The sequence below is a fragment of the Xanthomonas prunicola genome, assembly GCF_025266575.1.
Classification (GTDB): Bacteria; Pseudomonadota; Gammaproteobacteria; order Xanthomonadales; family Xanthomonadaceae; genus Xanthomonas; species Xanthomonas prunicola.
In genome coordinates this window covers 2,588,248-2,610,827 of record NZ_CP096142.1, presented here as the reverse complement: position 1 = coordinate 2,610,827, position 22,580 = coordinate 2,588,248, and the positions used below count along the sequence as shown (strand labels likewise).

General features: G+C 67.1%; 19 protein-coding genes. 5 read left to right on the top strand and 14 right to left on the bottom strand.

Annotated elements, in window-relative coordinates; genetic code table 11:
• The first annotated feature begins 41 nt into the window (after positions 1-41).
• The 5 genes from M0D43_RS11195 (at position 42) to M0D43_RS11175 (ending at position 5,461) form a co-directional block, all read left to right on the top strand.
• Positions 42-1,184 carry a glycosyltransferase family 4 protein gene (locus M0D43_RS11195; protein ID WP_252164683.1) on the top strand — a complete coding sequence of 381 codons (1,143 nt, stop codon included), beginning with the start codon at positions 42-44 and terminating at the stop codon, positions 1,182-1,184.
• Positions 1,181-2,353, top strand: coding sequence for a glycosyltransferase (locus M0D43_RS11190; RefSeq protein ID WP_286365602.1), 1,173 nt, complete (start codon positions 1,181-1,183; stop codon positions 2,351-2,353). The genes M0D43_RS11195 and M0D43_RS11190 overlap by 4 nt, the downstream gene beginning before the upstream one ends.
• Positions 2,354-2,500: 147 nt before the next feature.
• Positions 2,501-3,829: an undecaprenyl-phosphate glucose phosphotransferase gene (locus M0D43_RS11185; protein WP_252164682.1), complete on the top strand. Its 1,329-nt coding sequence runs from the start codon at positions 2,501-2,503 to the stop codon at positions 3,827-3,829.
• 18 nt (positions 3,830-3,847) lie between these two features.
• Positions 3,848-4,966 (top strand): non-hydrolyzing UDP-N-acetylglucosamine 2-epimerase, encoded by a 1,119-nt coding sequence (wecB, locus tag M0D43_RS11180; protein ID WP_252164681.1) that lies wholly within the window; start codon positions 3,848-3,850, stop codon positions 4,964-4,966.
• 12 nt (positions 4,967-4,978) lie between these two features.
• Positions 4,979-5,461, top strand: coding sequence for a methyltransferase domain-containing protein (locus M0D43_RS11175; protein WP_252164680.1), 483 nt, complete (start codon positions 4,979-4,981; stop codon positions 5,459-5,461).
• A 156-nt stretch (positions 5,462-5,617) separates the two neighbouring features.
• Here M0D43_RS11175 and M0D43_RS11170 read toward each other — a convergent pair whose 3' ends face one another.
• From M0D43_RS11170 to M0D43_RS11105, 14 genes are all read right to left on the bottom strand, one after another.
• Positions 5,618-6,886 carry an O-antigen ligase family protein gene (locus tag M0D43_RS11170; protein ID WP_252164679.1) on the bottom strand — a complete coding sequence of 423 codons (1,269 nt, stop codon included), beginning with the start codon at positions 6,884-6,886 and terminating at the stop codon, positions 5,618-5,620.
• Entirely contained in the window at positions 6,883-7,623 is a 741-nt protein-coding gene (locus M0D43_RS11165; protein ID WP_252164678.1) for a WecB/TagA/CpsF family glycosyltransferase, read from the bottom strand. Before M0D43_RS11165 ends, M0D43_RS11170 begins: the two co-directional genes overlap by 4 nt.
• 38 nt (positions 7,624-7,661) lie before the next feature.
• The gene (locus M0D43_RS11160) at positions 7,662-8,741 is read right to left on the bottom strand and encodes a glycosyltransferase family 4 protein (RefSeq protein WP_252164677.1); all 1,080 of its coding nucleotides are present in this window, start codon (positions 8,739-8,741) and stop codon (positions 7,662-7,664) included.
• A 3-nt stretch (positions 8,742-8,744) separates the two neighbouring features.
• Positions 8,745-10,076 carry an O-antigen ligase family protein gene (locus M0D43_RS11155; RefSeq protein WP_260808225.1) on the bottom strand — a complete coding sequence of 444 codons (1,332 nt, stop codon included), beginning with the start codon at positions 10,074-10,076 and terminating at the stop codon, positions 8,745-8,747.
• Positions 10,073-11,329 carry a hypothetical protein gene (locus M0D43_RS11150; RefSeq protein ID WP_260808224.1) on the bottom strand — a complete coding sequence of 419 codons (1,257 nt, stop codon included), beginning with the start codon at positions 11,327-11,329 and terminating at the stop codon, positions 10,073-10,075. The genes M0D43_RS11155 and M0D43_RS11150 overlap by 4 nt, the downstream gene beginning before the upstream one ends.
• A complete protein-coding gene (locus M0D43_RS11145) occupies positions 11,316-12,338 on the bottom strand; it encodes a class I SAM-dependent methyltransferase (RefSeq protein WP_252164673.1) in 1,023 nt (340 codons plus the stop codon). Before M0D43_RS11145 ends, M0D43_RS11150 begins: the two co-directional genes overlap by 14 nt.
• A complete protein-coding gene (asnB, locus tag M0D43_RS11140; protein ID WP_260808223.1) occupies positions 12,331-14,172 on the bottom strand; it encodes an asparagine synthase (glutamine-hydrolyzing) in 1,842 nt (613 codons plus the stop codon). Before asnB ends, M0D43_RS11145 begins: the two co-directional genes overlap by 8 nt.
• A gap of 52 nt (positions 14,173-14,224) precedes the next feature.
• A complete protein-coding gene (locus M0D43_RS11135) occupies positions 14,225-15,571 on the bottom strand; it encodes a hypothetical protein (protein WP_252164671.1) in 1,347 nt (448 codons plus the stop codon).
• Positions 15,568-16,305 (bottom strand): TylF/MycF/NovP-related O-methyltransferase, encoded by a 738-nt coding sequence (locus M0D43_RS11130; protein ID WP_252165027.1) that lies wholly within the window; start codon positions 16,303-16,305, stop codon positions 15,568-15,570. The genes M0D43_RS11135 and M0D43_RS11130 overlap by 4 nt, the downstream gene beginning before the upstream one ends.
• A gap of 352 nt (positions 16,306-16,657) precedes the next feature.
• Positions 16,658-17,614 (bottom strand): NAD-dependent epimerase/dehydratase family protein, encoded by a 957-nt coding sequence (locus M0D43_RS11125; RefSeq protein ID WP_260808222.1) that lies wholly within the window; start codon positions 17,612-17,614, stop codon positions 16,658-16,660.
• A complete protein-coding gene (locus tag M0D43_RS11120) occupies positions 17,611-18,903 on the bottom strand; it encodes a hypothetical protein (protein ID WP_252164669.1) in 1,293 nt (430 codons plus the stop codon). Before M0D43_RS11120 ends, M0D43_RS11125 begins: the two co-directional genes overlap by 4 nt.
• 68 nt (positions 18,904-18,971) lie before the next feature.
• Positions 18,972-20,207 carry a lipopolysaccharide biosynthesis protein gene (locus M0D43_RS11115; protein ID WP_252164668.1) on the bottom strand — a complete coding sequence of 412 codons (1,236 nt, stop codon included), beginning with the start codon at positions 20,205-20,207 and terminating at the stop codon, positions 18,972-18,974.
• Entirely contained in the window at positions 20,204-21,955 is a 1,752-nt protein-coding gene (locus M0D43_RS11110) for an ABC transporter ATP-binding protein (protein WP_252164667.1), read from the bottom strand. The genes M0D43_RS11115 and M0D43_RS11110 overlap by 4 nt, the downstream gene beginning before the upstream one ends.
• Complete coding sequence (locus M0D43_RS11105) at positions 21,952-22,440, bottom strand: lasso peptide biosynthesis B2 protein (protein WP_252165026.1); 489 nt, start codon at positions 22,438-22,440, stop codon at positions 21,952-21,954. Before M0D43_RS11105 ends, M0D43_RS11110 begins: the two co-directional genes overlap by 4 nt.
• Positions 22,441-22,580 lie beyond the last annotated feature (140 nt).

Here is a 22,580-nt window from a genome sequence, read left to right as displayed (position 1 = left end):
CAGCCGCGTCGTCGGCTGCCAACAGCCCTGATCGCCGCGCCGTGCACGTTATCCTGGCCACCGAGTCGATTCGACACCCGCTTACCGGCGTTGGACGTTATACGCAGGAACTGGCGATGCATCTGGCGGAACTGCCGCAGATCGAGTCGTTGCACTACCTGCATGGGCGACGCCTCCTGCAACAGCGACCGAGTCCCGGGCCGGCATCGACCGTGACATCGTGGATGCGCGATCGTTTCTCGCGGATCGAAGTGGCGACGGATGCCTATCGACGCCTCGGCAATCTGGCCAAGGCGCGTGCCCTTCGCGGGCAGGAACCGGCGTTGTTTCATGGCTGCAATTATTACCTGCCTGCGTATGACGGTCCTAGCGTTGCGACCTTCCACGATATTTCAATCTATCGCTGGCCCCAATGCCACCGCGCCGACCGGGTGCGCTACATGCGCAAGGAGTTGGCGCTGGCGGTGCAACGCGCGCAATTGATCCTGACGGTCTCGGAGTTTTCGCGGCAGGAGATTGCTGCGCACTTTGCGCTGCCGCTGGAGCGTATTCGCGCGATCCCGCTAGCGGCGGATGCCGCGTTTCGACCGCATACCCCGGGCGAAGTAGCTGCACCGCTGCAGGCGTTGGGCCTGGAAACCCATGCGTATTGTCTGTGCGTGAGTACCATCGAACCGCGTAAGAACATCGATGTTCTGTTGACCGCATATGCGGCCTTGCCCGCCGCAGTGCGTGCGCGCTACCCGTTGGTGATCGCCGGCCACAGCGGCTGGTCCAGCGAGGCATTGCATGCGCGCATGCGTCGTGCAGAACAGGCCGGTTGGCTGCGCTATCTTGGCTACGTTCCACAGGACTGCCTGCCTGCGTTAATGGCTGGTGCCCGCTTGTTCGTGTTTCCCTCGTTTTACGAGGGATTCGGCTTGCCGGTGCTGGAGGCCATGGCGAGCGGTACGCCGGTGATTTGCGCATCGGCGTCGGCATTACCGGAAGTGGCGGCCGATGTCGCAATGCTGTTCGATCCTGCCGACGTCAGTGCGTTGACTCTGGCGCTGGCAAGAGGCATCGACGATGCGACCTGGCGTGAGGCCGCGCGTCAGACGGGCTTGCAGCGCGCAGCGCAGTTCAGTTGGCAGCGTTGCGCCGTAGCGACGGCTGGCGCGTACCGCGACGTGTTGGCCGCTTGAGCCTGACGTCCTCGCCGCTACGGGTGTTGCAGGTCTACAAGACCAGCCTGCCGGAGACCATGGGCGGTACCGAACAAGTGGTGCGCACGCTTGCCACGCAGTCGCATCAGCACGCTGTGGAGAGCGAGGTGGTGACCCTCTGCGCCGATGGGCGTCTGGCAGGCATCAGCATGCAGGGCTCCTACACGCTGCATCGCTTTCGACGCGACTTCGAATTGGCGTCGATGCCGGTGTCGCTGCGCTTGCTGCACCAGTTCGCCGGCTTGGCCCGTCGCTTCGATCTGATCCATTACCACTTTCCGTGGCCGTTCATGGATGTACTGCATCTGGCAGGTGCAGTGCGAACGCCTTCGGTGCTGACGTATCACGCCGACATCGTGCGACAACGACGGTTACTGCGCTTGTATCAACCGCTGCAACGGCGCTTTCTCGATCGCGTCGACCATATTGTCGCGACATCGCCCAATTACCGTGCCACCAGTCCGGTCCTGGCCAACTTCCAAACCAAGTTAAGCGTGATACCGATCGGACTGGATCCCTCCAGTCACTACACGCCGGATGCCGAACGCGCGCAGGCCTGGCGCACACGATTGGGCCCGCGATTTTTTCTGTTCGTCGGTGTCCTGCGCTATTACAAGGGTCTGCAGTATCTGCTGCAGGCCGTCCGCGGGACGCAGATCCCGGTGGCCATCGTTGGCGATGGACCGGAAGGGCCGCGCTTGCGCCAGCAGGCGCGGCAGCTCGGCCTGACCCACGTCCACTTTTTGGGCGTGCTGGACGATGCCGACAAGCATGCCTTGCTGTCGCTGTGCGATGGGCTGGTGTTTCCATCGCATTTGCGATCGGAGGCGTTCGGCATCACCTTGCTGGAGGCGGCGATGCATGCCAAACCCATGATCTCCTGTGAAATCGGCACCGGGACCAGCTTTGTGAACGTGGCAGGACAGACCGGCCTGGTGGTGGCACCGGCAGATCCGGTGGCCTTACGCGATGCAATGCGTTATCTATGGAATCATCCGCAGGAGGCCAACGCATTGGGGCAGGAGGCGTTGAGCCGTTATCGGCAGTACTTCACCGGCGCGGCGATGGTGCGTTCCTACGCCACGCTCTATCGCCAGGTGCACGATGCCGCTGGCGGAGCTGCCATTCTTGGAGAAAAGCAGGGATGAAGGGAGAGGAATGCTGATCAATCCATGCGTAGGCTCGCCGGTCCACGGCCGGGCTGGGGTTGGCGGATGAGTTCGCTCGATCCACTGCTGCCGCGTGTCGCCATTGCGACCAGGCGATCCAGTCACTTGCTTGGGTCGGTGGCCAGCATGGTGAAGGTCGCCGATATGGGCGTCGTGGTCGGCAGCGGGTTGTTTGCCTATGCCATGCGCGTCGGTCAACCGGCATTGCCGGAGGCGCCCCGCTATACATACGCGTTGCTCGCTGCCGCGGCACTTACGCTGTTGGTATTCGGGCGCCTCTCGCTTTACCGCCAAGGACCGCATGTGGCACCAACGATGGTGGCCGGGCGCGTGTTGACGGGGTGGGCAATCGTGCTGAGCATGTTGATGTCGATCGGCTTTTTGAGCGCGACCGGTGCGGGTTTCTCCCGCCTGTGGTTTCTCTATTGGGCTGGATGCGGTGGTGCGGGTCTGCTGTGCGTGCGGTCTGCGATGAAGGGCGCACTTGCCTGGTTGCATGGTCACGATATTGGGCGCCGACGCATCGCCTTACTCGGTCCGCCCGACTGCAGCGACATGTTGGTGAAGAGGATCCAGCGGCAACCGTGCCCGGGGATCGAGCTGCTGCAGGTACCATTGGACCTAGCGCTTGGCAGCACTGCCGGATTGTCATCCTGGCTGGAAGACCGGCATGTCGGTGAAGTGTGGGTGACATGGCCGATGCGCGAGGAGGCACGACTTCGCCACAGCATCGCGCAACTGGATGCATGCTGCGTCGAGGCCTGCTGGATTCCTGATCTGTTCGCCTTTCGTCCTGGTCAATCCTGCCTGGAAGAGATGAGCGGCCCGCCGATGGTGGCGTTGTCGGTCCGACCGCTGACGGGCCTGTCGCGTGCGCTGAAGGAGGCGACCGACCGTGTGCTGGCGTCCATCATCGTGGTGGCGAGTGCACCGCTCATGCTGGCCCTGGCTGCGGGCGTGAAGCTCTCCGGTCCCGGACCGGTGCTGTTTCGGCAGACGCGGCAGGGTTGGGACGGGCGTCCGTTCGAATTGTGGAAGTTCCGCAGCATGCAGGTACACGATGCGGCAACCGCTGCGTCGCAGACCAGCCGGGGCGATCAACGGGTCACGCGCTTCGGCGCGTTCCTGCGGCGCACCAGCCTCGACGAATTGCCGCAGTTCCTCAATGTCCTGCAAGGGCACATGGCCATCGTCGGGCCGCGGCCGCATGCGCTGGCGCACAACGCGCACTACCAGGAATTGGTGCCGAACTATCTGCAACGCCAGCGGGTCAAGCCGGGCATCACCGGCTGGGCGCAGGTCAATGGCCTGCGCGGTGAGACCGACACGGTGGAAAAGATGCACCGCCGCGTTCAACACGATCTCGCTTACATCCAGCATTGGTCGCTTTGGCTGGACCTGAGCATCATCGCGCAGACCTGCGTGATCGTGCTGTTCGACCGCGACGCCTATTGAACCCGGATCGGGAGTCCCATGCACATCACCTATGTTCTCGGCACCCGCCCTGAAATCATCAAGCTGGCATCGCTGATCGCTGCAAGCCTACGCGATGGGCTGCATTTTTCGATCGTCCATACCAACCAGCATTACGACGAGGCGATGGACCGCGTGTTCTTCGACGAGTTGGGTTTGCCGCCGGCCGATTACAATCTTGGCGTGGGTTCGGCACCGCACGGCGTGCAGATCGGACGTATGTTGTGCGGCATCGAGCCAGTACTTGCGACGCTGCAGCCGGATGTGGTGGTGGTGCAGGGCGACACCAATAGCGCCTTGGCTGGCGCCATGGCTGCCAACAAGCTGGAGATCGCCGTGGCCCATGTCGAAGCGGGCCTGCGCAGCCGCGACCGCAGCATGCCCGAAGAAGTCAATCGCGTTCTGATCGACCACTTGTCCGACTACCTGTTCTGTCCCACCGCACTGCAGGCGCAGATCCTGCGCGATGAAGGCCTGACCGGCGCACGCATCCGCATCACCGGCAATACCGTCGCCGACGCGACCCTGGCGCATGCCCAGACCGCGCTGCGCCGCTCGACCATCCTGCAACGCCTGGGGCTGCGCGAAGGCGGCTATCACCTGCTCACCTGCCATCGCCGTTCCAATACCGAAGATCCCGCACATTTTGCCGCCCTGATGCAGGCAGTCACCTCGATCTCCGAGGACCAGGGGTTGCCGCTGGTGTTTCCGATGCACCCGCGCCTGGATGCGCTGGGGAGCGCGGCGGCCGCGCGGCATCGCGTGCTGCGGGCGATCGGTCCGGTGGGTTACTTGGACATGCTGGCGCTCCAGCAAGGCGCGGCATTGATCATGACCGACAGTGGCGGGATCCAGGAGGAAGCCTGCATCCTGCAGCGCAAATGTCTGGTGCTGCGCACCAATACCGAGCGACCGGAAACCCTGCAGATCGGCGGGGCGGAACTGCCCCATGGCCTGGACCAGGACGCGCTGCGCACTGCGGCCGATCGCTTGCTGGCGCGTCCGGTGGCGTGGCGCAATCCATTTGGCGATGGCCATGCGTTCCGCTGCATCCTCGATACGCTGTTGGCCAGGGACGAACACGCCAGCGCGCCGCGTCCCCGCCTGCAGCATGCGTAGGTAGGCCCGGCGATGGGTCTCAGTGCGCAAGCCGATGACACCAACACCGCCTCGCTCAGTGCGCGGTTGCGTGCGCGTCGCTTACGCGTGTTCCTGGAGATGGTGCGCGCCTGCCATCGGCGCCAGGGCTACTGCCGGGTGATCGACGTCGGCGGCACGTTCGCCTATTGGGCGCAGGTACCGGATGCCTTCTTCGCGCAACACGCCTGCGAGGTGACCGTGGTCAATCTCGAGGACGCCCCGCTGCCGGCAGCGCGCACGCATCTGCGTGCGCAACGGGGCGACGGTTGCGTACTGGGGGACGCCGACAACGCCTTCGACATCGCCCACTCCAATTCGGTGATCAAACATGTGGGCGATGCCGCGCGGATGCGTGCATTCGCCGACCAGATCCGGCGGGTGGCACCGCAGTATTCCGTCCAAACACCCAATTACTGGTTCCCGATCGAACCGCATTATCTGGCGCCCGGCATCCAGTTCCTGCCACGGGCCTGACAGGCAGAACTGTTGTACCGGCTTCCGCTGGGGCGCATCGACCGCAGACGCGCGCGCAGGCACGATGCTTCGTGGACGAGATCCGCTTGCTGCGCAGGCGCGAGATGGCACGGCTGTTTCCCGAGGCGACGCCGATCGCGCAGCGCTGGTACGGCCTCAACAAATCCTGGATCGCGGTGCGTCGCTGAGCGCGGCGTGGTGGGCATACAGCAGCGCGACCGCCAAGGCCGCATGCAGGGAAAAAGGATAGAACAGCGGATAGAAGTCAAACACGTTCAAGCCCAGCAGGAACAGCAACCAGATCAGCGCCCAGCTGCGCTCGGCAGGGTTGCGCAGCAACGGCGCCCAGAGCGCCCACAGCAGGCAAAGGCACGCCAATAGCCCGCACAGCCCGGTTTCCGACAACACCGCCAGCAGGCCGTTGTGTGCGTGCAGTTCGCCACGATCGAAGCGACCACCGGTGTAATCGGGAACCAGAAACTGGAAGACACCGGCGCCGAGCCCGAACCAGGGATGCGTACGCCATGCATCGAGAGCGCCTGACCACAGGTAGGTGCGCCCCAATGAGAATGCGGTCAGCGTGCTTTCGTGTACCGCGCTGGTCATCTCCGCGTAGCGCTGCCAAAGCACGAAGCCGGCAACGGCCAGCAGGCCGAGCAAGGCAGCCAAGACCGCGCGGCGGCCAGGGCGTGCGCCAGTGCGGCGCGACCAGGCCCACCAGAGGATCAATGCGGCCACCGGCAGCAACGGGTTGCGCACTTCACTCAGCGCCAGCGCTGCGATCGTCGCCAGCACTGCTGCGGCTAGCTGTCCGCGTCCAACCTCGTGACGCTGATACAACTGGATCGTGAGCAACGCAACGATGACGGCAGTCGCCGCCAGCAACGCCGGATGGTCGTACATGCCCGACACCCGCGGCAAATATTTGAAGCTGTCCTGCGCATGGAAGGCCAGCGAGACCTTCAGTGCCGGCGACCACTGCAGTCGGACCGCCATGCCCAACAGCAGATTGATCCACACCGCGATCAACGCCGCCAGCGTCGCCGCGCGCGGCCAGTGCGGCCACGCCACCGCCAGATTCAACAAGGCCCATAGCCACAGCAAGGCAGTGGCATAACGCACGGCGTACTTGAATGCCAAGGCCGCATGGTCAGACGCCAACACCGACGCTGCCAGCGCAGCCATGCAGAGCAGGATCGTCAGCAACGGCCAGCGCAGGCATGCCGGCACACCGTGCCGCCATAACGCCCATGCGCTCAAGCCGAGCGCAACGCCACGGATCGCCATCGACCCCAGCGACAGACCGACCCCGAAGTAGCGGCCGGTCAACACCACTTGCTGCAGACAGAACAGCAGATAGAGGCCCAGGCACACAGCCACCAGCCCGGTCTGCGCAGGCCGGCGCGCAGACGCGCCTGCGCTCATGTGGGCCAGGTCGTCAGCGCCTGCGCGCGGTAGCGTCGGCTGAGGCGGGCGCGCAGCAACAGCACCAGGTACGCGGCATTGGTGCGCAGATAGCGCCAGGCCAGCCGGCGCGGTTCCAGCGCGAGCCGAAACAGCCACTCCATGCCACAGCGCTGCATCAGCCGCGGCGCGCGCGGCAACATGCCCGACAGCACATCGAACGAACCGCCCACGCCCATCGCTACCGGCATGTCAAGCGTCTGCCAGTGTTTCTCCAGCAGTAGTTCCTTCTTCGGCGAACTGATGCCGATGAACAGATAGCGTGCACCCGACTGGCGAATGGCCGCGATCACCGCATCCTCCTCGGCGTCGCTGAAATAGCCATCGCGCATGCCGGCAATGTGCAGCCCGGGCCAGTCCGTGCGCAGGCGTTCGGCCGCGGCCGCGACCACTGCCGGACGCGCCCCGAGCAGATAGATACCGGCACCGCTGTGGGCCGCCTGGCCGCACATGTCCTGCATCAGGTCGATACCGGCCCTGCGCGGCGGCACGTCCACCCCGAACCAACGCAGGCCCAGGCTGATGCCGGCACCGTCGATGTGTACCACTTCGGCCTGTTCGAGCGCCTGGCGCAGCGGTAGTTGGGCGCGCGCATCGATCAGCTTGGCGACGTTCAGGCCCTCCACCCGGATCGGCGCGCCGCCCTCGACGGCATGCTGCGCACGCAAGAGAATCTGCTCCGGGGGGAGGAGGTCCAACGGACATCCGAAAAAGGACAAGCGAGCCGGTAATGTGGTCAAGGTGCGGGTTCCTGTGCGAGCTGCGCATCGTACAGGGCCAGCACCTGCGCTCGCAGGCCCTCCCAGGTGAAGTCCGCCTGGACGCGTGCGATGCACTCCGGTCCGATCCGCTGCTGTCGTTGCACGTCGATCCATGCCGCCAACGCGGCGCTGTCGCCGAGCCGGTGCAAGGCGGCCTGCAGACCGATCTGCGCAAGGATCGAGCGATTGCCGGGAATGTCGCTGGCAACCACCGGACACCCATGCAGCAGCATTTCGATCAGCACGGTCGGCATGCCCTCCACCGCCGATGGCAGCACGAAGACATCGGCCTGTGCCGCCATCGCCGCGACGTCGGCATCGCTGACGAAGCCATGGAAGTGCACGCGTGCAGCAACTCCCAATGCCACGGCGCAGGCTTCCAGGCGTGCCCGATCCGGCCCACGTCCGACCACGTGCAGCACAGCCGCGTCCATGTTCGGTTGAGTGAGCGCTGCAATCGCATCCTGCAGCCGCTTGACCGCGTCGAGGCGACCGACCGAGAGCAGCGCCGGAGCACCCCGTAACGGTTGCCGTAACACCGCTGGCAGGCACTGCTCGGCGGCGAGCACGGCATTGGGCAGTAGCAGGGCGCGCCGGGGCTGCAGCCGACGCTGTGAGAGGTAGTCCAGCCAATACGCGGACAGCAGCACGGTGGGGTGTGCGCTTTGCAGCAGCGGCTTCTCGACCACGCGGTCCCAGCACCACTTGCGCGCGCGCTTGCTCACTGCAAGATCGTCGTCGTAATAACAATGCGGGGTGTAGATCAGACGCTTGCCGCGCAGCCGGGCCAGCGCACCGGCGATCGCGGCGATCGGCGTGCGTGCACCGTGCACGTGCACCACATCGGCCCAGCCGACGTGGTGCCAGAGCTGCCATGCCGTTGCGCGGACCACGGCATACCCGTGTGGCGAGATGCCGTCATCGGCCAACGGTGCCACGATCCGCAGCGTATGGCCTGCATCGGCAAGGGTCACCGCCAGTCCATGGATGTGCCGCGCCACGCCGCCACCGCCGCTGTGGGGCGCGAAATCCTTGTAGACGTGCAGGATGCGCATCGCTCAGCCTGCGACCATGCCGGCGCCGGGTGCGGCGTGGTCTGTGCGCGTGTGCCCGACCACTCGCCGGGACGGCAACGGCGATTGGCAATGGCGCAACGCGCCACCGAGCAGCAACCAGAATCCCCCGGCGCCGGACACGGTCATCGCGTTGTCGGAGGAGATCAGGGTCGTCGCCATGCCGCATAACAGCCAGAACATCGCCAATGCCAGGTGATCGTCGCGTTGGCGATAGGCACACCACAACGCGTGCAGGCTCCAGCCGATAAAGGCCAGGAACAGTAAGGCTGCCGGCAACCCCATCTGATACGCGATGGTAAAGATGGCGCCTTCGCCACCACCCAGGTCGGTCAGCGCCTGACGCGCGGCCACCGCCCCCTGTCGGCCCAGCCCGCCGCCCCACAGGACGACCTGGTGCAGATCGGCCAGATTGCGCTGCAGCGCGCGCCAGTGGCCGATGGTGGAGCCGTCGCGGAAGTTCACGGACGTCACCACGATGCCGTAGGAGGCGGCTGCCAGCATCAGCGCAATCCCCCCCACCAGCAGCAGCCGCGCCCAAGGCGATCGCACCAGACCGCGTGAGCTGACCAGGTAGCCCAGCACCCCGACAATGCCGGCCAGCATGGCGCCACGTGTGCCCGACATCCACACGCCTACGAGCAAGCCAAGGCACGTCAGCATGGCGCGCCATGGCCAGCGCCGCTGCCACAGGCCTAGTGCAGTCAGTGCCGCCGTGATCAGGAACTGGCCCTGCGCCAGGGGCGCTGCCACCAGTCCACCGGCTCGGCGCGTGTAATTTTCGCCGCCGTAGAAATTCCATGGCAGCCCGGTGTTTGGGTCGGTGTCCTTGGGAAGCACGCCTTTCACCTCGGCCAGGTAGTCCGGCAACCGAACGGTCTGCACCCAGAAATCGGTATGCGCCAGGTCCCACGCGCCGAACAGGGCGCTGACGATGCCCAACCAGACCAGCCAGTGCGCGCCCTGTCTGAAATCGTTCGGATGCGGCATGCACCAATACCCGGCAAGCACCAGCAGCATCGGCAGCAGCAACGTGCCGAGCGAGCCAACGACGATGCCGGCCGGCAACCCATGGGCATACCCGACCGGCGCATATGCGAGCCCGATCATCCCGAACGCCAGGATCATCGCCAGCAACGCACGCGGCATGCGCACCGTCACCAGCGCAATGCCGGCCAGCACGATGAGCATGCCATCGCGCATCGGCCGTAACAGGGCCGCCGCCGGCAGCGCCCCGCCGTGGTAAAGCCATGCCACCAGCAGATCGCCCAGATGGATCGCCAGCAGCACCGCCAGCAGCAGGTAGGCGCGCTTCACAGCGTCGCTTCCAGACGTTGTGGCCATCGCGCATCGGCCGCGAAGGTCTGCTGCAGCCAGTGCCGTTGCTGCGCGGCGAACTGCGCGCGCGCATCCGCATCGCTGCGCAGCGCCTGGACCAGCGCAGACAGCGCGTTGGCATCGGCGACCTGGTGTGCGGGCCGCCCGATGGCCAACGCATCGTGGGACGCGGACGCGGGCCAGGCCATGCCGATCACGTAGTGACCGCGGCAGGCGGCTTGCAGCAGCGCTGTCGAACAGAATCCCACGACCAGGGCCGGACGCACGTTCGCTTCCAGGATCGCGTGCGGGGGAGGCTGGCAGCGCTGTTGCAGCGCCGGCTCTGCATACGGATGGGTGCCGCGCACTTCCTCCGGATGCAGCAGGAGGCGGACGGCCACACCGTCTGCTTCCAGCGCCAGCAGCGCGCGCGCCAAGGTCAACAGGTGCGCGGCGAGGGTGGGCCCATAGATCGGTGTGTGGCTCTGCGACATCAGGTACAGCGTGGTCGGTACCGTCGTGGTATCCAGGTCGGCCAACGCGATCGCCGGCCCGTAGCCGATGGCCGCCGGTGCGACGCCGTGCTTGCGGTAGACCTGCGCACTGCTGGGTCCCCACAGCAGATGGTGCCGGGCCCGAACCGGGAAGAACTCGTCGGTTGGCAGGCCATGCTGGACGCACACGCTCCGCCAGCCGTCGCCGGCAGCCTGCAGTGCCGCCGCCGCATACATGTCAAAGTCGTTGTGCAACAGCAGTGTGGCGCCTGGGGGCGCGGCGCGCAGCGTCCGTTGCCACGCGCCATGCCACAGGCGCTGGCGCAATACGCAGGCGCGCACGATCCAGAGCGGGGCGACCGCCGGCCCGGACGGCGTGCGCCGCAGGGCCAGGGCGCGCAACGCCGCCTGCCAGCTGGCCCAGGTCGGCCGTGCGGGCAGCTGTCCCCCGACGCTGCCGCGCAGGCGCGGATGGATCAGCACCGTGCATGCCGCACCCTGCCGCTGCAAATCGGCCAGGTACGGTGCGAGTGCGCCCCAACCGTTGCTGCCTGGCAGGGTTGCCAGCGCCGTCCACGCCGACAGCACGGGCGGGCGTGGCGGCAGCCGCAGGCACAGCCATGCATCGCGCAAAACAGCCAGCGCGGCACGCAGCCCTGCGCCTCGTCGGCGGGTCAGGAAGTAGATCTCATGGCGTACCGCGGCCGCCTCCGCGCCGAACTGGGCGTGCACGGCCTGCTGGAAGTCAGCGAAGTCCATCGTGCGCCTGGTCCTTGCGCAGCTGGCGGTAGCCACGCCAGCGCTGCAGTTCACCGAACAGGCCTCGACCGAGAACTCGGATCAGGCCGTGCTTGAGCCGCCGCTGCAGTCGGTCCCGCTGACTCCACCGGACCGTGTCCAGCCGTGCATCGACTGCGTCGACCTCGTGCGCGTCGGCCAGCTCCAGCGGTGTCGCGATGCGCGGTCGCGCAGGTTGTCGCAGGTGCAGCCAGATGTTTTCGGCCAACACGCCGCGATCGGAATACGGACCGCAGGAAACGACCTCCAGGCCTGCCGCGTTGACCAGCCGTCGCAGCAACGGCGCCGAAAAATAGCTCAGATGGGCCGGGTGGACATAGTTGCGCGAGCGCCATCCACTCATCAGGTCCGGGACCTCGATCCACGCCTGTCCCTCGGGAACGAGGATGCGCGCCAGCGATGACAGGAACGCGCGCGGGTCGATCAGGTGCTCGAGCACATGGAAGGCGACCACGGCCTCGAACTCTCCGTCGGCCAGCGTCTCCAGCGCAGGCAGGAAGGTCACCGCCGCGCCATCCAGCAGGACGTGGCGATGCGTCACATCCGGCTCGCAAGCCGACAGGCGCAGGTCTGGTCGCACGGCGGCAGCGGCGCCAAGAAAGGCACCGAAACCCGAGCCCACTTCCAGCACCCTGGCGGCAGGTGCAAGCGCGGGCGCGATCCGCTGCAGCCGGTTGTGCGCGATCCACCGATCGCCACGCCACGCAAAGAAGCGCCGTTGGCTACCCCACGGGATTTCGGCGGGAAACAGCTGCCGATAATCGTGGGCATAGAAGTGCTGCAGCGCCGCTTCGGTCAGGTCAGGCGCCAGATACACCGCTGCGCACGCACCGCAGCGGCGCAGCGCCTGACCCGTCCCGACATAGACTTCCGCCCAGACCGTGCGTTGCGCCTGCGTGCTGCCGCAACAGCGGCAATGCCCATGGTCGGGCGTCCACAGCTCCAGCGATGGCGGCGGCGCGCTACCCATAGACGCTCCGATACCACAGCGCGACCGAGACCGCGAACCACAACGTGCTGTGCGAGCGTCCGCTGGCAAGCTCCCGGCGAAGCCGTGCGACATCCAGCAGTGCGTTCACGCCCGCCGGCAACGTCGCCAATGCCTGCTGCAAGGGCATGCGGTCGACCAGAAACTGTTCGGCATGTCCAAAGCCGGTGCTCTTGCGCTGTGTGGTCACGCGTGCCGGCAAGCGGTCAGCGAACGCGTGTCGCAACATTGCCTTGCCATGGTAGTCGCCCATCCGCTGCAGTGCCGGCGTCGACAACGCGCGTTCGACAACGCGATAGTCCAGGAACGGCGCGCGCACCTCCACGCCGGCGGACATGCTGTTGCGGTCGGTCATGCGCAACACCATCGGCAGATTGGTCGACAGCACGTCGCGACGTAAACGCGCCTCGACATCGGCGCGGCGATCGACCTGCAACAGCTGCAGCCGGGCCGCCTGGTCGTGCCACAGCGTCGAGGACATGCAGGCCACGCTCGGCCGCTGCCGGCGCAGTAGTGCGCCCAGCGCGCCGGCCGGAAGATCCCATGCAAGACGATTGAGCAGCAAACGCGGGTCCACCGCACCGGTGGAGAGCAGCCGGATGGCGGTCGGCAGTCGTGCCTGGTGCAGCGCACTGCGCGCGCTCAGCGCCAGATACAGGCGCACGTACCCACCGAACAGCTCATCGGCGCCTTCGCCATTGAGCACCACCTTGTAACCGGCGGCGCGGATGGCGCGATACATGCGGAAACTTGCCAGTATCGACGGCGTACAGAACGGCTCTTCCTGCGCCGCCACCAGTGCCAGCAACTCTTCCTCGTCCGGAATCGCGCGGACGCGATGCAGGAAGTGACGCTCGCTCTGCCCCAGCGTTTGCATCAAGCTTGCCGCGGCGTCGGTTTCGTCGAAGCCGGCCTGTTCGGTGTCGTGGTAGCCATAGGTGAAGGCGCCGGCGAAACAGGTGCGTGGCAGCGCACCGGCCTGCACGCTCAGGGTGGTCAGGATGGAACTGTCCAATCCGCCCGACAGCAGCGAGACGGTGGGCGCATCCGAGCGCAGCCGCAGGCGGGTGGAATCTTCGAGCAACTCCCTGGTGGCCTGCGCATCCAGCGGCGCCACCGCACCGGGCAGCGGCCACTGATGGTACGGCGTGCGTCGACTATGGCCGGTTGGCGACACCCGGTACAGCCAGCCGGGAGGAACCGCGCGGATGCCGGCGTAGAAGGTCTCGCTGGTGTGGTCGGATATCCCGGTGACCAGGAAATCGAACACCGCAGCGGGATTGGGTGGCGGGTAGCCTCCCAGGCTGGCGGCGATGGCACGGATCTCGCTGGCCAGCACCAACTGCCGCCCGTCGTGGTGCAGGTACAAGGGTTTGACGCCCAGCCGGTCGCGGCAATAGATCAGATCGCCGCTCGCCTGCTCCAGCAGCACCAGCGCCCACATGCCATTGCAACGCGGGAACAGGTCCTGGCCCCACGCGCGCCAGCCGTGCAGGATGACCTCGGTGTCGCTGTCGGTGCGGAACTGGTGACCCAGCGCTTCCAGTTCGCGGCGCAGCTCAAGAAAGTTGTAGATCTCGCCGTTGAACACCAGCACGTTGCCGGTCTCGGCGCAGCGCATCGGCTGGGTGGCGGCGCTGGTCAAGTCCAGGATCGCCAAGCGCCGGTGGCCCAGCGCGGTAGGTACCGGCTGCTCCAGGCACAGCAGACCCTGCGCGTCCGGGCCGCGACGTGACAAGGCGTCCAGCGCGCGCTCGGCCAGCACCTGCAACGGCGTGCCCGCAACGAAGCTGCGCAGCGCGACTATGCCGCACATGGTGGCCTCCGCTTCCGGAGGCAGCACATCGCCATCAAGGTGCAATCAGGCATCACGCGCGTGCTGGCAACGTGGTGTGCAGCAGGCTGCGGCGCTGCCATACCGTCCACGCCACCGGCACCAGCAGCAGCGCCGCCAGTGTCATCGTGACCGGGCTGCCACCGAGCGAGATCGCGAGCACCGCCGACAGCAGCGCCGCGTAGCCGCCGGCGTTCAAGCGCAGCCCGCACAGGTGCAGGCTCGCCGCCGCCATGGCGAGCACGCACAGGAAGCGCAGCCATAGCAGCCACTGCGGCGCATGCGCCGCCGCTGCCGCGACCTGCAGGAGCGCGCTGCAGAACGCGCCGCCCAACAACAATGGAACCAGCGTCGCTTCGCGATGGCGTCCGATCAACAGGGCCGCCAGCACGCTGCTGAGCAGTGTGGTCGCGCCTGCGGCCAGTACCGGGGTGACCCATGGCAGCCACGCGCGCTGCTCGGCACTGCCCCAGGCGGCTGCCGCCTGGGGCAGTGCCAACGCGCCCACCGCGGCTGCGCCCAGCACCAACGAGACCAGCGCGCCGGCCCAGCGCTCCCCGGTCGGGCCGCGCGCGTCGGCCACCAACAGGCGATTGAACTGGCTGAACACACCGCTTGCTCCATTGAGCAGGTAGTTCAGGAACACATACACCGGCAGGAATGTTGGCGCGACCGATGCCAGCAAGAGCGGCGTCAACCGATCGTGCAACGTGCCGGTGATGCTCAGCAACGACAGCTGCAGCGCGGGGCGCAGCATGCGCCGGCCGCCACCGCGACGCGGACACAGCAACTGCAGCGGTGCACCGAACACCGCGATGTTGACCAGCGCCTGCAGGAGATATCCCAGGCTGACCGCCAGCCCGGCGCCGAGCGCGCCGTCCCACCCCGGCAGCCGTTGCACCACCAGCCAGGTCAGAATGGTCGCCGGCATCGCCACCTGCTGCACGATGAATCCCGCCAGCATCCGCCCGCGTGCGAGCAGCGGTGCCGAATAGCCCACCAAGCCGAACACCGTGGCCGGGAGCACCGCCAGCAGATAGCGCAACCCTTCGCCCTGGCCGCCACTGGGCCACCAGGCACCGGCGATCCACAGCAGATCCAGCACCACCGTGGCGAGCAAGCGGTGCCAGAGCGCCTGGCGCCAACGCGCGTTCCAGCCAGGTGCGGCAGGGTCCTCGCGCAGGAACAGCGAGGCATAGCCCAGATCTGCCAGGAACAGCACAGTGACCAGGCCAAGATGCGCCAGCCCCACCTCGCCATAGCCCTGCAGGCCGAACCGACGCAGCAATAACCACTGGAACAGCAGCGCGCAGCCCTGGCCGAGCGCATACAGCGCTGCGCCGGCAACGAACCCTGCGCGCATGCGTTGCGCGGCGATCATGGCTGCGCGGCGGAGGCAGGCGTCGGTACATGGCACAGAAAGGCACGCGAGGCGGCGCCATAGGCGAACCAGGGCTCAAATGCGATACCGAAATGGTCGGCGCATTGCTGCAGCGCCCGACGCTCGCCCTGTTGATTGTCGGCGCGAAACAGATCGTAGTCGTCGCACAGCAGGACACTGCCTTGCACCAGACGCGGTGCGATCAAGGTCAGTGCGTCGTTTGCCGAGCTGTAGAGATCGCAATCCACGTGCACGATCGCTGCGTGTGTGTGGCCGATGGCTGCCGCAGAGTCGGCGAACAAGCCTTGCACCAGCTGCAGATCCGGCGCCTTCAGACCGACGGCAGCACAGCGCGCCTGGGCCTGGGCGCGGGAGGCGAGGAAGCTGCCGCCCGCCAAGCTGTCTTCGCCTTCCAGATTGGCCGGCATCCCGGCAAACGTATCGAAACCGTAGAACCGTGGACGCTGCGTCAGAAACGCCGACACGGTTCCCTGCCGACGGTAGGGCAATCGCGCACTGCGCTCGAGATGGCGTCGGTGATGGCGGTAGCACAGCCACGCGTGAGCGAGACTGTTGCCGCGATAGACGCCGAACTCGTAGTAGTCGCCCGTCAGCTGCGTGGCATGTGTGTAAGCCCATGCCCGAAATAGCGCGCCGAGCGCATCGTTACGGTGCAGGTTCGCTCCCACGCGCAATCGACGGTAGGCGAGCTTGAGGCGTTCAATGGTGGTCACAGACAAGCCGGACACCTTCGCAAGAACGGGGAATACCGCAGTCGGAGTATCCGGGCTGGCGACCCGCCAACGCAATCGCAGGCCGCACTCCCCATGGAGACACTCGGTCGCGTTTGGCCAGCGGCAGAGCGAATGTGCTGCAGCGCGGATCCGGCAGTGAATGCCTTGTCGCTGTCGCGCAGGTTCTACGCATTGATCAGACCGATCTCAAGATGGGTGCGTGGTGCCGCTGTCGCGATCGTTCGTCTTGCGATGGCACGGCGCCGATGATGGCGCACGACAATGCGGCCTGTGTGCACGGCAGGCGTTGCGATCAGCGTGGCAGCGGGTGAGGTGATTGCATCGCGCAGGCTCACACGTGGTGCCCGGTAGTGGGCGCATCGGTGGGCGTCAACACGCGCTGCAGTGCCTCGCGCAGACTCCAGCGCGCCTGCCAACCCAGCACGCGCGCCGCCTTGCGCGGATCGCCCAACTGATGGAGACGGTCGATGCGCCGTTGACGTTGCGGGTCGACTTCCAGGCGCGGCGATCGCCCGAGCACTGCACCGATGTGCTCCACCAGTTCGGCAACCGAATGCTCCACGCCCGAGCACAGATTGAAGACATCGAAAGCCGGGTCAGGCCGCGCGTCGTCGAGCAGCGCGATCAGCCCTGCCGCCGCGTCTTCAGCGTGGAGATAGTCCCGGCGCGGTTGCAGGTTGCCCAACCGCAACGTTGGCGTCGCTGCTGGATCGGTCGCCAGTTGCGCCAGCACGTCCGGTATCAAGTGCGCATTGGGATCGTCATGGGCGATGGTGTTGAACAGACGCGCTGCGCGCCCGCGGCGGCCGGACTCTGCCGTGCACCACAGCCGTAATTGGGCCTCGTTGCAAAGTTTGGACAGCGCATAGTTATCGCGTGCTTCGGTCGCGCTGGCGTGCTCGTCCAGTGCGCTATCACCCCACGCGTAGACCGCGCCGCTGGAGGCGATGACCACCTGCTGCAGCGCCGCGTCGCTGGCGGCGTGCAACACGCTCTCGGTGCCGACGACGTTGACCTGCAGGCAGCGCATGCGCTGCGTCTCGCAGGTGGGAATGTGGTGGAGGGCGGCCAGATGGATCAGCGCCTCGGCGCCGAACGCGCGCAATGCGGCAGCGAGCGTTGCGCGATCGCCCACGTCGGCGACGATTGCTGCATGCAGGCCCTGCGGCAGGGACATACCGCTGGACAGATCGTCCAGTCCCGCGACGGCGTCGCCACGCTCCAGCAACGCGCTCGCCACGCGTCTGCCGATCATTCCGGCTGCGCCGGTAACCAGTACCCGCTTCATCCAGGCCCCAGCGGGCGCGTGTCGGTCGGACCGAGCAACAGAAGACGCATGCGCTGCGGCAACCAGGCGAACAGCGGGTCGGCATGTGCCGACCAGGACGCGCGCCGGTCGCCATGGCGACGTGCGGTCACATACAGCGCCAATCCCAGCGACGCGACCAGCAACACCCCAAGGAAGACCGCCAGCGTCACCAGTAGCGGCTGGCGCGAGGGCACCGGCGCCGGTGACAACGCAGGGATGGCCCGGTAGCGCACCTGTTGTGCGCGCCAGCGCTGTTGCGACAGCGCCAGGTCGATTTCGCTGGCGACCTGCGACTGCGCCGAGCCGGACGGATTGCCGGGCCCGAACACGGCGCGTCGGCAGCTCTGCACCCAATCTGCCAGCGCCAGGCCCAAGTGCAATGCTGGCGCGCGCTGGTCCACCCGCTCCAGCAAGCGTTGCTTGCCATCCAACTGCTCCAGTTCACGCTCTACCTGACGCAAGGTGGCCCGCGTCCCGGCGATGGTCGACTGCAAGGCGACGATCTGCGCCAGCGGCGAGAGGTAGCGTCCGCCACCATCGCCGACCGACACGACTGTGTTCACCGCGTTGCGCCGCAGTTCCGGATAGCGCTCCAGCAACTGCTGCATGTCCGCGGCCTGCCGCTCGTTCTGTTCGATCGCGAAGCGTTGCTTGATCTGGTTGATCTGCAGCTGCGGGCGTTGTTCGAGCGCCTGCTGGCGCAGGCTGTCCAGATAGTCGCGCACCCCGGCCCACAGCACGACCTGGCGGACATGCTGCGCGATGGTCTCCAGCTGCTGGTTCGCAGCCGCATCGTCGCGTGCGTACAACGACACTTCCAATCCCAGCGCGCCGACACTTTTGGCATCGATGTTGACCTGTTGGCGGATGTCGTCACGTTCGACCGCACTGCGGTAGGTCACGTACGTGTCCCAATACTTCCGGCGGACGAAGGCGCGTTGCAGGCGCTCGCGCTGCTCGGACGACAGGTCGGTCATGCTGGCGAGCGAGGCCGCCACCAGTTGGCGGTCGGACAGCATGGGCTGCAGCTTGCGCCACTGCTCCAGGGTCATTTGCGGCGTTTCCAGCAGCGCGGTGAGCGCATACAGGGGCCGCATAGCGACAAGGACGCCGGCCAGCATCCCAAGCAGCAATGCCAGCGGAATCAGCAGGCGCCCGAACTGTTGGTAGAAGCGCAGCACTTCCAGCAATAGATCGCCCAGGGAGACCTCATCACGGCGTTCAGGGATCTCGTCTATACCCGGCATCAGATCTTCGCTGCGGTTCAAAGGGGCATGGGAGCGCCACGCCGTACCGACAGCACTGTGCCACAGCGATTGCAGCGGCGGCAACGCAGCTATGCGTGCGTGCGACCGGATCCTGCAATGCGCAACCCGCACCACAATGTGGCGGTCAGTACAGCCTCGGTGGCGATCACGGCGATCGCTGCACCGTGCACACCGTACTGGCGGGTGAGGAGCAGATTCAGCGCGATGTTGACCACCGCCGCGACACCGGCGCCGAGCACGTACCAACGCTGCTGGTCGCAGGCGATGGCGGCCTGGGTCAGCACGTAATTCGGCAGCACGAACACGAACGCGGCAAACAACCAGCCGAGCACTTGCCCCGCCACCACGCGATAGGACGCTCCGTACAACAGCTCCATCAGCCAGCTGCCAAGCCAGGCGCCGCTCGCCGCCAGCGCCAGACCCGCCGCACCGGCCAGCCACAGCGCGCGATCCTCCAGTCGGCGCGCGCGCGCGCCCTGCGCGCGTGCCAGGCGCAGCTGGCGGAACAGCAGCAAGGCGACCGGCATCGCCAGCAACAGCACCCCATCGAACACGCGATACGCGGCGGCATACTGGCCAACCTCCGCCGCAGGCACCGTGTGCTGCAGGATCACCACGTCGCTACGACGGTACAGGCCGGTCGCGGCATCGATCCAGAAAAAACCGGCGGCCGCGCGATAGGCCAGCGGCTGTGGCCGCCAGTGCGGCCGATCCTGCAGGCCGCGCCCCAGCCAGACGTAGGCCAGCAGCAGGCCGCATGCCCAGGCAGCGAAGACCACGCCGGGGTCGTGACCGAGCAGCAGGACCGCGGCCACCACCAGCACTGCGCTGAGCGCTCGTGCACCCGCCAGCCAGCTGGCGTCGCGTTGCCACTGGCCCGCCGCTTTCAGTTGCGCAGACACCAGCTGGGTCAGCGTGACCGCACCGAAGCAGAGCACCGCCCAGACCAGCGCCGGATCGCCGCCGGCGCGCGTCGCTGCCAGGGTTACGGCGACCAGCAGCAGCGTGGACCACAGCAGATGCCCGCGTGCCAGGCCAGGCAGCGCGCGCGCCACCGGCGCCGGAACGCCGGCCGCAACCCCCTCGCGCAGTACCAGGGTGCGCATGCCGGCATCCTGCAGCAGCGCCAGCAAGGTCGCCAGATTGAGCAGGTAGGCGTAGCGGCCGAAGCCGGCCGGGCCCATGCCACGCGCCAGCCACACCGACAGCGCCAGCGAGACCGCAGCGGTGAACAGGATCGACCCCCATTGCGCCGACAGGCCGCGCGCCAGGCCACGCCACCCAGGCGGCAGGGGCGGCTTCACCGGGCGCCGATCCAGACCGGCGCCACGGCCTGCCATGGGCCCTGCGCCACCAGCCGCCCCTGGTCCAGCACCAGCACGCTGTCGGCCTGTTCCAGCAAGGCCAGCCGATGGCCGATGAGCAGGACAGTCAGGTCGCCATGCAGGCCCTGGATGGCGCCGCGGATGCGTGTCTCGTTGTCGTGGTCCAGCGCGCTGGTCGCCTCGTCCAGGATCAGCAACGCCGGGCGCTGCAGCAGCGCACGCGCCAGTGCCAGCCGCTGGCGCTCGCCGCCGGACAAGGGCATGCCGCCCTCGCCGACCGGCGTATCCCAACCCTGCGGCAGGGCATGCACGAACTGGGCGGCCGCCTGCTCCAGCGCAGCGTGCAGCGCCTGTTCGCCTGCATCCGGACAAGCGATCAACAGGTTATTGCGCACGCTGTCGTTGAGCAGGAAGGCGTCCTGCGAGACATAGGCCACCGAGCGGCGCCAGGCCCGTCGTGCGGCCGCATCCAGCACCACGCCGTCGATCTCCAGCGTGCCCTGGTCTGGGCTCAGCAAGCCACTCAGGACATCGGCCAGCGTGCTCTTGCCGGCACCGGAGGCACCGACCACCGCGGTGGTGGTTCGCGCCGGCAGCCGCAGCGACAGATCCTGCAGCGCGGGCGTGTCGCGTCCGGCGTACTGGACCTGGACCGTCGCCAGCGCGATCGAGGTCGTCAGCTGGATCGGCGGCGTGGCGTCAGCCAGGGGCGGTTCGGCCCAGGTCCGGCTCTCCTGCAGCCGGCGTTCGATCTCGGCGAATGCCGCCATCGCATGCAGACAATATTGGCGCTGTTGCTGGATGTTGCTCAACAGCGGCAGCAGGCGGGCGAAAATCGCGACCAGCACCAGGAGTTCGGCCATGGCCATGTGCAGCACTTGCAGGCCCAGGTAGACGTAGCACGCCAGCAGGACCGCCCCGGCACTCTGCAGCAAGGCCTTGGAACTGCTCAGGCCGTGCGCGAATCGCAGCTGCTGCTCGTGCATCGTCCGGGCCGTTCGCCCGAAGGCCGTCAGGTAGCGCGCTTCGGCACCCAGGATCTTGGCCAGGCGCAACCCGGACAGACGGTCGTGCAGGCCCGCGTGCAAGCGTTGGTTGGCCTGCGTCAGTTGCCGGCCCAGCGCGACCGTCCCATGTCGCCGCCGGCCTATCGACAACAACAGCACCGATCCGCTCAGCAGCGCGATCAGTGCCAGCTGCCAGGACAACGCAATCGCAGCCAGCAGGTAAAGCAGGGCGGTCGTGCCCGCGGCGAGCAGCGACAGGCCATGTCCCAGACCCACTTCGGCGCGGCTGACGTCGCTGAGCATGAGGCTGGCGTGGTCGGCGGTGCGCTGGCCCACCAACCAGCGCCACTGCGCGCCGAGCAGCGCCGCGAAGCTGGCCATGCGCAGCCGCTGGCCCACGTCCTGTTGCAGCTGTGCTGCCGCCCGCTCGCGGCCGAGCTGGATCGCGTTGCGCGCCAGCACGACCGTACAGAACAGCAGCAGCAAGGGAATCGGCGAGGTGGTCGGCAATCCGAGTGCGATGGGGAGGCGTACCAACTGACCTGCCACCCCGCCCGTGGCGGCGGCCTCGCCGCCTTGCAGGATGGCCAGCAAGGGCACCAGCAGCAGCATGCCGATGCCTTCCGTCGCACCGGCCAGCACCATCAGGGCGAACAGTCCGAGCCGTTGGCGACGCGGCGCCCAATCCAACAGGCGCGCCATGCAGCGCCACACGGTCATCGGGCCCGCCATGCGCGCGGCACGAAGCAGCCGACACGGGTGAAGCGCTCGGCCGTGCGGCCTCCGGTCACGCGCGTGCTGCCGGCGAGTACCCAGGCATGGGCCTGCAGCTGTCCGTCATCGTCGCTGTGCGTCACCCCCAGGCACAGCAGATGGGCGACCCGGAACAGGCCAAGCAGATAATGCGCGGCCAGCGCCTGCGCCAGACAATTGGAATCCCAGGGCGTATGGCGTGCCGCCAGGCGCACGGTCCGGCCGATCTGCATGGCGCGACGCTGTGCACGCGTGTCCAGGCGTGGCAGGGCCGGCGGCACGGCCACCTGATCGCCGACCCAGTGCGCTAGCCGACGAAAGCCGAGCCAGCGCACCGCTGCACGCGCCAGCCCCAACAGTATCCAGGCCGGCACCAGCAGCAGCCGTTCGAACCGGGGCAGCCGGCCGAAGGCCGCCAGCATGCGGCGGCAGCGAGCGACCGTTGCGGGCATGCTCACCGTCAGCCGTCCGCTCGCGCTGCGGGGGGGCGACGCAGCGCGGCGGGCGCGGTTGCCATGAAGGTGCGCGTGCGCGCGATCGGACGCTGCGTTGTCTGCTTTCGCCACTGCAGGGCCGGCGATGAAGAGAGCAT